At 64.6% G+C, this 11,817-nt stretch carries 10 protein-coding genes; 2 read left to right on the top strand and 8 right to left on the bottom strand.

What is annotated here, in order from left to right; translation table 11 throughout:
• Positions 1–9: 9 nt before the first annotated feature.
• Entirely contained in the window at positions 10–549 is a 540-nt protein-coding gene (locus YUO_RS0109160; RefSeq protein ID WP_028346970.1) for an adenine phosphoribosyltransferase, read from the top strand.
• 64 nt (positions 550–613) lie between these two features.
• Here YUO_RS0109160 and YUO_RS0109155 read toward each other — a convergent pair whose 3' ends face one another.
• The 8 genes from YUO_RS0109155 to YUO_RS0109120 all read right to left on the bottom strand — a co-directional run bounded on the left by YUO_RS0109155 (position 614) and on the right by YUO_RS0109120 (position 10,473).
• Positions 614–1,282, bottom strand: a complete 669-nt coding sequence (locus YUO_RS0109155) for a P-loop NTPase family protein (protein WP_028346969.1) — start codon at positions 1,280–1,282, stop codon at positions 614–616.
• 59 nt (positions 1,283–1,341) lie between these two features.
• Positions 1,342–2,091: a P-loop NTPase family protein gene (locus tag YUO_RS0109150; protein WP_028346968.1), complete on the bottom strand. Its 750-nt coding sequence runs from the start codon at positions 2,089–2,091 to the stop codon at positions 1,342–1,344.
• Positions 2,092–2,254: 163 nt separating this feature from the next.
• Positions 2,255–3,442 (bottom strand): M48 family metalloprotease, encoded by a 1,188-nt coding sequence (locus tag YUO_RS0109145; protein ID WP_028346967.1) that lies wholly within the window; start codon positions 3,440–3,442, stop codon positions 2,255–2,257.
• A gap of 155 nt (positions 3,443–3,597) precedes the next feature.
• Complete coding sequence (locus YUO_RS0109140; protein ID WP_028346966.1) at positions 3,598–4,158, bottom strand: LemA family protein; 561 nt, start codon at positions 4,156–4,158, stop codon at positions 3,598–3,600.
• A 275-nt stretch (positions 4,159–4,433) separates the two neighbouring features.
• Positions 4,434–5,411 carry a small ribosomal subunit Rsm22 family protein gene (locus YUO_RS0109135; RefSeq protein ID WP_028346965.1) on the bottom strand — a complete coding sequence of 326 codons (978 nt, stop codon included), beginning with the start codon at positions 5,409–5,411 and terminating at the stop codon, positions 4,434–4,436.
• Between the two features lie 126 nt (positions 5,412–5,537).
• Positions 5,538–9,002, bottom strand: a complete 3,465-nt coding sequence (gene smc / locus YUO_RS0109130) for a chromosome segregation protein SMC (RefSeq protein WP_028346964.1) — start codon at positions 9,000–9,002, stop codon at positions 5,538–5,540.
• 227 nt (positions 9,003–9,229) lie between these two features.
• Entirely contained in the window at positions 9,230–9,886 is a 657-nt protein-coding gene (locus YUO_RS0109125; protein ID WP_028346963.1) for a DsbA family protein, read from the bottom strand.
• A gap of 107 nt (positions 9,887–9,993) precedes the next feature.
• A complete protein-coding gene (locus YUO_RS0109120) occupies positions 9,994–10,473 on the bottom strand; it encodes a DUF721 domain-containing protein (protein WP_028346962.1) in 480 nt (159 codons plus the stop codon).
• A gap of 171 nt (positions 10,474–10,644) precedes the next feature.
• On the opposite strand from YUO_RS0109120, the gene mutY reads away from it, so the two are divergent.
• Complete coding sequence (gene mutY, locus YUO_RS0109110; RefSeq protein WP_028346961.1) at positions 10,645–11,745, top strand: A/G-specific adenine glycosylase; 1,101 nt, start codon at positions 10,645–10,647, stop codon at positions 11,743–11,745.
• Positions 11,746–11,817: the final 72 nt, after the last annotated feature.

The raw sequence follows: 11,817 nt of genomic DNA, 5'->3' as shown, positions 1-11,817 counted from the left end.
GAGATACCGATGACATTCGATCACGACATCAAGGCCACCGTCCGCACCATTCCGGACTACCCGAAAAAGGGCATCCTGTTTCGCGACATCACGACCCTGCTGGCGGACGCGCGCGCCTTTCGCCGCGCCGTCGACGAGTTGGTGCAACCGTGGGCTGGATTGAAGATCGACAAGGTCGCCGGCATCGAGGCGAGGGGCTTCATCCTCGGTGGCGCGGTGGCGCATCAGGTTTCCGCAGGCTTCGTGCCGATCCGGAAAAAAGGCAAGCTGCCGCACACCACCGTGCGGATCGCCTATTCGCTGGAATACGGCCTTGATGAGATGGAAATGCATGCCGACGCGATCCATCCCGGCGAGCGCGTCATCCTGGTCGACGATCTCATCGCCACCGGCGGCACCGCGGAAGGCGCGGTGAAATTGCTGCGCCAGATCGGCGCCAACGTGGTCGCGGCCTGCTTCATTATCGATCTGCCCGATCTAGGCGGCGCCGCCAAGCTGCGCGCGATGGAAGTGCCGGTGCGCACGCTGATGGCTTTCGAGGGGCATTAGAGGAGGTACTAGCTAACAGGCTGTCCGCCCAGTGTAAATATTACCCGGGTAATATCTGGCTTCGTCACGGCCGCTGCGGGAGCAGGCTGAACTCGAGCTCGCGAAAACCGGTGTAGTTCCTGCGGATCCACTGATGCAGCTCGGTCGACGAGTCCCGCTCGTTGCGCAGGTAGTTAGTGAAGGAAAAGGTCAGCCGGTCGATATAGGTTTTCAGGAACGAGGGCAGCGCCGATATGCGCAGCACCCGCCCCAAGCCCATCGCCTCGGGCAGTTCGCCACGCACCACATACTCGTTGTCGACCGTGATCAGCGCTTTCAGCGGGATCTGCTCCCGTAACGTCGAATAAGCGCGCGCTGAAACGCGGTCGGTATCCGCCACGAACAGGATGATCGGCGCCACGCCACGCCGTGCGGCCTCCTTCAGGAATCCGATCTCGTTGATCATCTTGAAGAACTCGTCGAACGCATGAAAGCCGAGGTCGATCACCTTGGCGACGCCGTCGTTGACGATCAGGCGGTCCATGAGCTGCATCTTGCCGTAGGTGTCCATCACGTCGGCCGTCTCGGTGATGCGCGGCAGATATTCGAGCAGCGATGGTTCCTTCAGGTTGATGTCGAAGGAAGATACCGTCCCATCCTTCAGCAGCAGGAACTCGCTCAACAGGCGCGCGAGCAGCGTCTTGCCGACCAGCGGCCGGGGCGAGCAGATGATGTAGACAGGCGTGGAGCTCATCACCCGCTATATCAAAGGAATTTTCCGCCTAATCCAGCCCCGCCGCGGCGGCTATCCGACTATTTTTCGCCGCCGCGCACGCCAGGCTTGGCACCGACGAGATCGGTCAACTTGATGCGGTCGAACTCGCTCCAGACGTTTGCGAGCCAGTGCCGGACATAGCCGCGCAGCACGAACGAATAGTTCGCGGCCTCGTCGTCCTTGCCCTTGTTGGCGACGAATTTGAGGAACGGCACCGAGGAAACCTCGACCTGCTCATAGGCCATCTCATTGAGTTTGGGGATCGTGAGGTCGGTGGCGTCCTTGATGCGGTGAAAGTAGGAGTTGTAGGTCGACTGATCCCACTGGAAGAACTGGGTGTCGTTGATGAAGTTCTTGACCAGGAAATATTTGGCGCCCTGCATGAAGTTCGCGGTCTCGGCGATTTCGTCCAGCGAGGCGATCGAGGGGCCCAGTATATGGAATACGGCAAAGGTGATCTGCCCGGCCTTTGCGGCATCGAGAAAGCCGATGTCACGCAGCGAAGCCAGTGCTGGCGACAGCAGTCCGGCGCGGACGTCGATCACGGTCACCGAAGGCCCGGCACTCAGCGTATCGAAGATCTTCATCTGATCCGATGTCGTCGTCATGTCGACGATCTCGGTGATGTCAGGGTGGAAGCGCTTCAGGGTGCCGCGCGGCGATTCGGTATCGAATGCCCGGGTCGGCACGTTATTGGCGCTAAAATAGTCCAGGAGCGTCCGCGACACGGTCGTCTTGCCGACCCCGCCCTTGTCCGCGCCCACCACAATCACGACTGGCTTTGCCATGGAATTCCCTTGAACAGCAGTTCCGACCGCGGGAGCGGCCGGCTTGCCCCAACCCTGCTTTGGGCGCGAACATGGCAGAAACAAGGGAGAATTCAATTCATTAGACGGCCGTCGCCATTATTCCGCACGGAATTCGTTAATCCCGCGCGTCGGCGGGCGCTGTTTAGCGATGCGGGCCCCAAGGGCCGTCCAGGGGGCCGGAGCGGGCGCCCGGAACGCCGGCGGGCTCGCTGGCGTCGCTCCACGGGCCGCGGGGAACCGGCGGTTGGAGTTGCTCCGTGGCCGATTCCTCCGATTCGGGTTCATCCGCCGTATCCGACGGGAGGGCGAGCGGGCCGGGATCGCGGCCACCGGCAAACTGCACCAGCGCCTTGACGCGCCTGTCGACCGACGGATGGGTCGCAAACAGGTCGGCAAACCCTTCGCGCGGATTGTCGACACAGAGCTCCATCACAGCAGACGTCGCGCCGGGCAGCTCGCCGCGATTTTCGATCTTGCGCAGCGCCGTGATCATGGCGTCGGGGTTCTTGGTCAGTTCGACCGAACCGGCGTCGGCCAATAGTTCGCGCGACCGCGACAGCGCCAGCTTGATGACTTGCGACAACAGCCAGGCCAGCAGGATCAGCACGACCGCGATAATGATCGCCATGACGGCGCCGCCGCCCTTGCCGCGGTCGGACGACGAAGAGGAGGAGGACGATGAGGAAGATGACGAGGACGACCAATCGCTGCCGGTGGAGTTCCACGACAGGTTGGTAAACGTTCGAAAGAACAGTTCGCCGAAGAAGCCGACCACGCCGGCGATGATCATGGCGATCACCATCAACTGCACGTCGCCGTTGCGGATGTGCGTGAGCTCGTGGCCGAGCACGGCCTCGATCTCCTGGTCGTTGAGCGCCTGCAGAAGGCCCGAGGTCACCGTGATGGAATATTGCCGCTGGTTGAGCCCGGTGGCGAAGGCGTTCAGCGCCGGGCTGTCCATCACCTTTAGCTTCGGCATCGTGATGCCGCGCGAGATGCAGAGGTTTTCCAGCAGATTATAGAGCCGCGGCTGCTGCTGCCGCGTTACGCTCTCGCCGCCGGTCACGGCGTCGATCATGTTCTGGTGGAAGAAATAGGCGATCACGATCCACAAGGCGGCGATGATTGTCGCATAGGGGAAGGCTGCGATCAGGTCTCGCGAGGCGCGCGTCAGATAGTAATTGAGTGAAGCATCGCTATTGAGCACCACTTCCGCAACCAGCGCGCCGGCAAAGACCAGCACGTAGATCAGCAGAAACAGGCCGGCGAGCAGCAGCATCGAACGAAACTTGTTCGATGCGATATGCGTGTAGAGACCATACGCGGCCATGATGCGTTACCACGCGTCATTCCGGGGCGCCGCGAAGCGGCGAACCCGGAATCTCATCGCACGCAAACTTCTCGAGATTCTAAGGTACGCAATTGCGCACCTGAGTTCACGCCGTTGGCGTGCCCCGGAATGACGGTCGTGGTGGAACGCCATATTTAGAACTTCACGCTCGGCACCGTCTCGACTTCGGTGCGGCTGGTGCCGAGATCGAAGAATTCCTTGCGGGTGAAGCCGAACATGCCGGCAAACAGCGCCGCCGGAAGCTGCTGAATGCCGGTGTTGTATTCCTGGACGGCGTTGTTGAAGAAGCGGCGGCTGGCCGCGATCTTGTTTTCGAGGTCGGAGAGTTCGCTGGCAAGCTGCTGGAAATTCGCGTTGGCCTTGAGGTCCGGATAGGCCTCCGACAGCGCGATCAGCCGGCCGAGCGCGCCGCTCAACTGGTTCTCCGCCGCCGATACCTGCGCCGGCCCTTGCGCCGACATCGCGGAATTGCGGGCCTTGATGACGTCGTCGAGCGTGCCGCGCTCGTGCGAGGCGTAGCCCTTCACGGTCTCGACCAGGTTCGGGATCAGGTCGTGGCGCTGCTTGAGCTGGACGTCGATGTCGGCAAAGGCCTGGCCGACGCGCTGGCTGAGCGCGACCAGGCGGTTATACGCAGCGAACGCAAACAGCACGATAATGACGATGACGCCGAGAACGATCCAGCCGGTCGACATGACGGAGAACTCCTAAATGGGGCGAAAGACAGCGAACCTAGACGAAAACCGGGGCGTGCGGCAGCCCGCCCGGAAGGTGGGGCATGGCGTTAGTCGGAAGTGGGGCGGGATAAGTTCATTCGCTCGTGTCCCGGACGCGGTGCAGAGTCTCTCGACGGTGTACCGCAGAGCCGGGACCCATCGCCGCCGGAGAGATGGGCTCCGGATCAGCAGCGCACCACGCCGCGAGTGCGGCGCGCGGCGCAGCATCCGGGGCACGGAGACCGATGTCCAGATCAGCTTTCGTCCTTCACCGCATCGCCCCACCGCCAGCGCCGGGCGCTGGCATACTCGGCCTTGGCACGGCGGGGCACTCTCGTGAAGCTGAGACCTTCCGGCGTGCACAGCTTGGCCGTTACCTCGACCTTGGTGACGATTGGTTGCGCCAGTACCCGCGACGGGCGCTGTTCCACCGCCGCGCGTGTCAACGCGACATAGGAGAATTTCTCGTCCTCGTATGGCAGCTCCGCGCCCTTGATCTGCTTGTGCGCGCGTGAGCGCTGCAGGCGCTGGGTGAAATGGCACCAGTCTGGTGCTTGAAGCGGGCATTGGCTGTCGTGCGGGCAGGGGGCAGCGACGTGCGCGTCCAGGCCGATCAAGTGGGCGCGGAGCGCGATGATCCGGGCATAGCCCGCCGGAGTGCCGGGTTCGACCACGAGCAGCGTGTCGTGGGTCTTCTGCCACAATAGTTCGGCGAGCGCGCGTTGCGCCGCTTCGCCGATCTCGCCGATCATGTAGCTCGCTACGACGAGGTCTGCCGTATCCGCTTTGGCCAGCGCGGCGCGGGCCTCGCCGAGCTGGTAGCCGATGCCGCGCAGCCGGGTGCTGTCGTGCGCCAGATCCAGCGCCAGCGTGCGCAACGCCGCGTTGGCGTCCAGCAGCGTGAAATCTCTTAGCGACGGGAATGCTTCGGCAGCTGCCCATGCGGCCGTGCCCGGCCCGGCGCCGACGTCGAGCAGTCTCTTTGGAGCGAAGTCAGGTCTGTTCTCGACGAGTGCCTTCAGGCTGGCCGTGACTGCGGCATAGGTTGCAGGCATCCGCGCCAGCGCATAGGCGAGCGCGTCCGTCTCTGAGCGGATGGTCGTGGAGCCGCCGCCTTCACGGTAGTTCTTCGAGATGGCGGCTGCGCGGCCCGCGGCGTCGCTGCGCGAAAAGCCCCGCAGCTTGCCGTCGAGCGCGGCTTTCAGTTCAGCGGGGAGGTCGGGTGAGGTCATCTCTTTGTCATGCTCGCGAAGGCGGGCATCCAGTACGCCGAGGCGGCTGTGACAATCATGGACAGCGCTGGATCATCCGCCTTCGCGGATGATGACATCATCGGTTGGGGTGACGAAAGCGTAATCTCACGCCACGTTTTGGTCGAGGATCTTCACGGCGTCGTCGAGGCCGACCGAGACCAGTTGTGACACGCCGCGTTCGGCCATGGTGACGCCGAACAGCCGGTTCATCCGCGCCATCGTGATCGGATTGTGCGTGATGATGATGAAGCGGGTTTCCGTCGACGAGGTCATTTCGTGCAGCAGGTTGCAGAACCGCTCCACATTGTGGTCGTCGAGCGGCGCGTCGACTTCGTCCAGCACGCAGATCGGCGACGGGTTGGTGAGGAACACTGCGAAGATCAGTGCCAGCGCCGTCAGCGCCTGCTCGCCGCCCGAAAGCAGCGACAGCGTCTGCGGCTTCTTGCCGGGCGGTTTTGCGATGATTTCGAGGCCGGCTTCCAGCGGATCGTCGCTCTCAATCAGGTGAAGCGCCGCTTCGCCGCCGCCGAACAGTTCGACGAACAGCCGCTTGAAGTGCTCGTTGACGGTCTCGAACGAGGTCAGCAGCCGCTCGCGGGCTTCCTTGTTGAGGCTCTGGATGCCTTGGCGCAGCCGCTTGATGGCTTCGACCAGATCGTCGCGTTCGGTGGTTAGCGCCGTGTGCTGGGTCTCGACCTCGCGCAATTCTTCCTCGGCGCGCAGATTGACGGCGCCAAGGCGCTCGCGGTCGCGGCGCAGCTTTTCGAGGCTTTCCTCGATTTCGGAAAGCGGCGGCAATTCCGCGCCGGGCCCGATCTCGGCGAGCGCCGCTACCGCATGCGGCTCGACTTCGAGCATGTCGTGGATCTCTCGCTCGATGTCGGAAAGCCGGCGCTTGGTGCCCTCCATGCGTTCCTCGGCGCGGGCGCAGGCCTCGCGGGAAGAGGAGAGCGCTTCCAGCGACGCCTTGGCCGCGCGATCGGTCTCCGCCATCAGGCTTTCGGCGGCGGCCAATGCGTCGGCGGCGATGCGGCGGCCGCCTTCGGCGGATTCGATTTCGTTGATCAGCGCGCGGCGCTTTTCGGCAAACACGGCCGGTGCATTTTCAAGCTCGGCCCGCTCGGCCGTTACTTCGGTGATGCGCGCTTCGACGGTGGCGACCTGTGAGGCCGAGCTTTGCTTGCGGTTCTGCCATTCGGTGCGTTCGGCCGTGATCGCCTGCACGCGCTTGTCGGCCAATTCAGCTTCGCGCGCCAGCGCCTGGGCTTCGGCCCGCACCTGCGCGGCAAAGCGGCGGTGTCCGTCGATCTCGGTGCGAACGGCGCTCAGTTTCGCTTCCGTCTCATCCGTCGGCGGCAGTTCGGTCAGCGCGGCAGTGGCGCTCTCATGCGCGGCCTCAGCCTCGCTGCGGTCGGCGGCAAGACGGGTATGGGCTTCGGTCAGCGCGGATTTGCGCGCGGCATGGCGATTGATCTCGCGCTCGGTCGCGGCATGGCGTTCGCGCGCCGCATCGGCTTCGCGCTGCGCGGCCCGCCAGGCCTCGCGGGCGGCGGTTTCGGCGGCGGATGCCGCCTTCAGTTCCGCCTCGGCGTCTTCCAGGGCCTGCCGCTTGGCAGCGGCATCGGCGCGGGCCTGTTCCAGCTCGTGTTCGATGTCGACCAGGCGGGCGCGTTCGGCCAAACGCCGAGCGGCACCGGTCGGCGCATGCGCGGCGGCGACAAAGCCGTCCCAGCGCCAGACGTCGCCTTCCAGTGAGACCAACCGCTGGCCGGTCTTCAATTGCGAAACGAACTCCGCGCCGCGCTCCTTTGGCACGACGCCGATTTGCGCGAGACGGCGCGCCAGTTCGGCCGGCGCCTCGACGTGGGCGGCCAACGCATCCACGCCATCAGGCAGGGCCGGATCGTCGAAGCTTGCACCGGCATTGGTCCAGCGCATCGGCGCGGAGGGATCGACGGGCGCGTCGAGATCGTCGCCGAGGACGGCGCCGAGCGCTTTCTCATAGCCCTTGGCGACGGTGACGCCGTCGATGATCGGCGGCCACAGATTCTTGGTCTCGACATTGACCAGCTTTGAAATCGTGCGCGCTTCGGTCTCGAGCCGCTGCACGCGCTTTTCGGCCTCGGTGAGCGGGGCGCGGGAAGCTTCGAGCTTCTGCCGTGCGGCGATGTGGCCGGTCTCGCTGGCTTGCGCTGCCGCTTCGGATACGGCCAGCGTTTCCTGCGCGGTCTCCATGGCGGCGGCGAGCGCGTCGAGGTCGCCGAGATTGCCGGTCTCGTCGCTGAGCTTCTGCTCATCGGCCGCAACGCTGGCAATTTCCTGGTCGAGCCGGGCCAGCCGGTCGCGATGGGTGCGCACGCCGGCCTCTAACTGGTTGCGCTTGGCCGTGAGGTCGGCGAGCGCCGTGGTCAGTTCGCCGAACATGCGCTCGGCCGCGGCCAGTGTCGCTTCCGCTTCCGACACGCGCTCGTCGACGCCAGAACGCTTTTCGACGCGTGACTTGATCTCTTCCTTCAGCTCGGCGTCCTCGGTGTCGAGGCGCTGCAGCGCGATTTCGGCATCGGAGGTCTGCTGCTGTTCGCGTGCGATGTCGGCGGCGAACTGATTCAGCCGCCGGTCGAGCTCGGCGACGCGCTCCTTGGCGCGCTCTTCCTCGCGGTCGAGCTGCTCGCGGGCGTTGGTGAGGCGCTGCAGTCCCGCCGCGGCGCGGGCTTCGCCTTCGCGCAAGGCCGGCAATTCGGAAGCGCGGATCGCCTGGATTCGCGCCGCTTCGGCCTGCTCGCGGGTACGCTCCGCCATCTCGCGCACGTTGACGTCGTGCGTATGCGCGGCTTCCGCGACGTCGGCATTGGCCTCGAGCCAGCGCAGGTGGAACAGCGTGGCCTCGGCCTTGCGCACCTTGGCCGCAACTTCGCGGAAGCGAATGGCTTGGCGGGCCTGCTTCTTCAACCCTTCCATCTGGCCGGACAACTGTCCGATCACGTCCTCGACGCGGGTGAGGTTGGTTTCGGCAGCCCTCAGCCGCAGCTCGGCTTCGTGACGGCGGGCGTGGAGGCCGGCGACGCCGGCGGCGTCTTCCAGCACGCGGCGGCGCTGCTCGGGCTTGGCCTGAATGATCTCGCCGATCTTGCCCTGGTGGACCAGCGCCGGCGACCGCGCGCCGGTGGCGGCGTCGGCAAACAGGATCTGCACGTCGCGGGCGCGGACGTCGCGGCCGTTGATGCGATAGACCGAACCTGCCTCGCGCTCGATGCGGCGGGAGATTTCCAGCACCTGGCTGTCATTGACGGCGGCCGGCGCCGTGCGATCGGCATTGTCGATCGTCATCGTCACTTCGGCGTGGTTGCGCGCCGGACGGTTGCCGGAACCGGCAAAGATCACCGCATCCATGTCGGCGGCGCGCAGCGATTTGTGCGAAGTTTCGCCCATCGCCCAGCGCAAGGCTTCGACCAGGTTCGACTTGCCGCAGCCATTCGGTCCGACCACGCCGGTGAGGCCGGGTTCGATCATGAAATCAGTGGGTTCGACGAACGACTTGAAACCGTGGAGGCGGAGGCGCGTGAGTTTCATGAACACAAATCTCTGTTGGCCGGGCGCGAATCTCCCTGCCGTGACAATACCATAGAAGGCAATGTCAGTGTGGATGAGCCGCCCGTTGCGGCGCTTATGAGCCGCGACAATGGCGAGGCCGAGGCCGGAGAGCAACGCCCCCGCGGGGCTTTTCCCAAGGGATTTGAGGCGCTTGTGTGGCGCCTTTTGCTGGACTTATGAGCGCGAATGAATCCGGTTCGCGCGAATCAGCTCTTCAGCATCGCATTGATGCGCTTTGCGAACTCCTCGAAGCTCTGCTCGCCCTTGATCATCTCGCCGTTGATGAAGAAGGTCGGCGTCGACTGCACCTTCAGCACCTCGGCGGCATATTTCTGGTCGGCGGCGATCTTGTCGAGCAGCGCCTGATCCTTCAGGCAATCCTCGACCTGCGTTTGCGTGAGCCCGGCCTGCTTGCCGATCCGGATCAGCGTCTCCGTGGTATTCTTCACCACCCAGTCGTTCTGCTGCTTGAACAGGAGATCGATGACGGCGAAATATTTCGGGGCGTCGTCCTTGGCGATGCAACGGGCCAGCATCGATCCGGCGGCGGCCTTGATGTCGAGCGGAAATTCACGGAACACGTAGCGTATCTTGCCGCTGTCGATGAATTCCGACTTGATCTTCGGGAATACTTTTTCGCCGAACGCGGCGCAATGCGGGCATGTCATCGAGGCGTATTCGGTGATGGTCACGGTCGCGTTGGCGGGCCCGAGCGCCATGTCGGGCAGCGACTGCGGCTTGGCGACGTCAGCGGGACTCTGCGCCATCGCATCGGTGATCAGGCGCAGCGGCGAGAAGCCGGCGAGCAGGCCAAGCCCGGTCAGCGAGAGAGCGGTGGTGAAGGCGCGGCGCCTGATCATCAAAGTCTGCTCCCGAATGGCGCGTTCACGCCCGAAAGAACTGCGAAAAAGAAGCCTTCGCTAGCTTGAAACGCCAGTTGTGGCAATGGCGGTCGCGCCGTGCTGCGGGCTCAATTTCGCTTGATCGAGGCGCCAAGCCGGGCCAGCGCTGCGCGCAGTTCCTCATCCTCCACGGCGGACAGGGTTTCGGCCACCTTCGCGACCGATTTCGGGTCGGGCGCGCGGCGCGGCGCGGGGCGATTTCGGCGCGACAGCGGAGCCTGCCGCAGCGCCAGCCGGCCGACCGCGCTCCAGCCGAAAAAGCGGTTGACCCGTTGCAGGATCACGTCGGACGAATGCTGGATCTCCAGCGCCATCGGACCCTCCACCCGCAGCACCAGGGTTGCCGGTTCCTGCGGCTGCCCCTCCACCGGCCGCGGCCATTGCATCTTGAGCGGCTCGGAATGGGCGGCGATCTCGGAGCCGGCGATTTCAGCCCAGCGCGTCACCAGTTCGCGTGCGGCAAATCCCTGCTTGGCATAGGCGTCGGAAAAGACGTCGCTGAGCAGGACGGAAAGCGGTTTCGCCGAGATCGGGCCGGGTTTGGACATGGGGCTCTATAACACGGCGCCAATTGCGGTAGAAATCGCCAGTGCAACCTCGTCATGGCCGGGCTTGACCCGGCCGTCCACGTATCGGATCAACGCAAGAAAGACGTGGATGCCCGGGACAAGCCCGCGCATGACGTGGAGAGCTTTGCGTTCCGGCACTAAAGTAGGTGGATGACGTCTTCCGCGGCCGCAAAAATCAAGCGACAGGCAGTACCTGCCGGAAGCGCCTCCCGCCCCGCGCTGCTGCTCGACTGGTACGACCGTCATCGCCGTCGCTTGCCGTGGCGGGCGGCAGCGGGCGAGCGGGCCGATCCGTATCGGGTCTGGCTGTCGGAAATCATGCTGCAGCAGACCGGCGTCAAAACGGTCGGGCCGTATTTCGAGAAGTTTCTGGCGCGCTGGCCCGATGTCGCCGCGCTCGGTCGCGCCTCGCTGGATGACGTGCTGCGGATGTGGGCCGGGCTCGGCTACTATTCGCGCGCACGCAATCTGCATGCCTGTGCGGTCGCCGTGCTGCGCGACCATGGCGGGATATTTCCCGATACCGAGGAAGGCCTGCGCCAGTTGCCCGGGATCGGGCCTTACACGGCAAAGGCGATCGCAGCGATCGCGTTCGATGCCCGAACCATGCCGGTCGACGGCAATATCGAGCGCGTGGTGTCGCGGCTTTACGCGGTCGAGGAGCCATTGCCGCAGGCGAAGCCACGCATCCAGGAATTGGCATCGACACTATTGGGAGAATCCCGTGCGGGCGACAGCGCGCAAGCGCTGATGGATCTGGGCTCCTCGATCTGCACGCCAAAGAAGCCCGCTTGTGCGCTGTGCCCGCTGAATGATGATTGCGCCGCTTGCCTGCGCGGCGATCAGGAGACCTTTCCGCGCAAGGCGCCGAAGAAAGCGGGAACGCTGCGCCGCGGGGCCGCCTTCATCGTCACCCGCGGCGATGAACTCCTCGTTCGCACCCGGGCGGAAAAGGGCCTGCTCGGCGGCATGACCGAAGTGCCGGGCTCAGATTGGCTGGCCGGACAGGACGACAAGATGGCGCTGAAGCAGGCGCCTGAGGTCAACGGCGTGACGCGTTGGCACCGCCGGGCGGGCGTCGTCACTCACGTATTCACGCATTTTCCGCTCGAACTCGTGATCTACACCGCCGATGTCGCCGCGCGCACGCGCCCACCTGCGGGCATGCGGTGGGTGCCGATTGCAACGCTTGCCGACGAGGCGTTGCCCAATGTGATGCGCAAGGCGATTGCCCACGGGCTGGACATTTGAAGATGGAGGCTGCTCGCTGCTGACACCATGCTGGCAGCAGGGCCACGTTAGGAAGGAGCCTCACGGAGGTTC

Source organism: Bradyrhizobium murdochi, from assembly GCF_000472965.1.
GTDB lineage: Bacteria > Pseudomonadota > Alphaproteobacteria > Rhizobiales > Xanthobacteraceae > Bradyrhizobium > Bradyrhizobium murdochi.
The sequence above is the reverse complement of the archived record's forward strand: the minus strand, read 5'-3'. Positions and strand labels throughout refer to the sequence as shown.

Bases quoted from the DNA above. Each gene is read 5' to 3' on its own strand.
- YUO_RS0109150 (WP_028346968.1), bottom strand. From the start codon at position 2,091: ATGGCAAAGCCAGTCGTGATTGTGGTGGGCGCGGACAAGGGCGGGGTC.
- YUO_RS0109140 (WP_028346966.1), bottom strand. From the start codon at position 4,158: ATGTCGACCGGCTGGATCGTTCTCGGCGTCATCGTCATTATCGTGCTG.
- YUO_RS0109160 (WP_028346970.1), top strand. From the start codon at position 10: ATGACATTCGATCACGACATCAAGGCCACCGTCCGCACCATTCCGGAC.
- mutY (WP_028346961.1), top strand. From the start codon at position 10,645: ATGACGTCTTCCGCGGCCGCAAAAATCAAGCGACAGGCAGTACCTGCC.
- YUO_RS0109120 (WP_028346962.1), bottom strand. From the start codon at position 10,473: ATGTCCAAACCCGGCCCGATCTCGGCGAAACCGCTTTCCGTCCTGCTC.
- YUO_RS0109145 (WP_028346967.1), bottom strand. From the start codon at position 3,442: ATGGCCGCGTATGGTCTCTACACGCATATCGCATCGAACAAGTTTCGT.
- smc (WP_028346964.1), bottom strand. From the start codon at position 9,002: ATGAAACTCACGCGCCTCCGCCTCCACGGTTTCAAGTCGTTCGTCGAA.
- YUO_RS0109155 (WP_028346969.1), bottom strand. From the start codon at position 1,282: ATGAGCTCCACGCCTGTCTACATCATCTGCTCGCCCCGGCCGCTGGTC.
- YUO_RS0109135 (WP_028346965.1), bottom strand. From the start codon at position 5,411: ATGACCTCACCCGACCTCCCCGCTGAACTGAAAGCCGCGCTCGACGGC.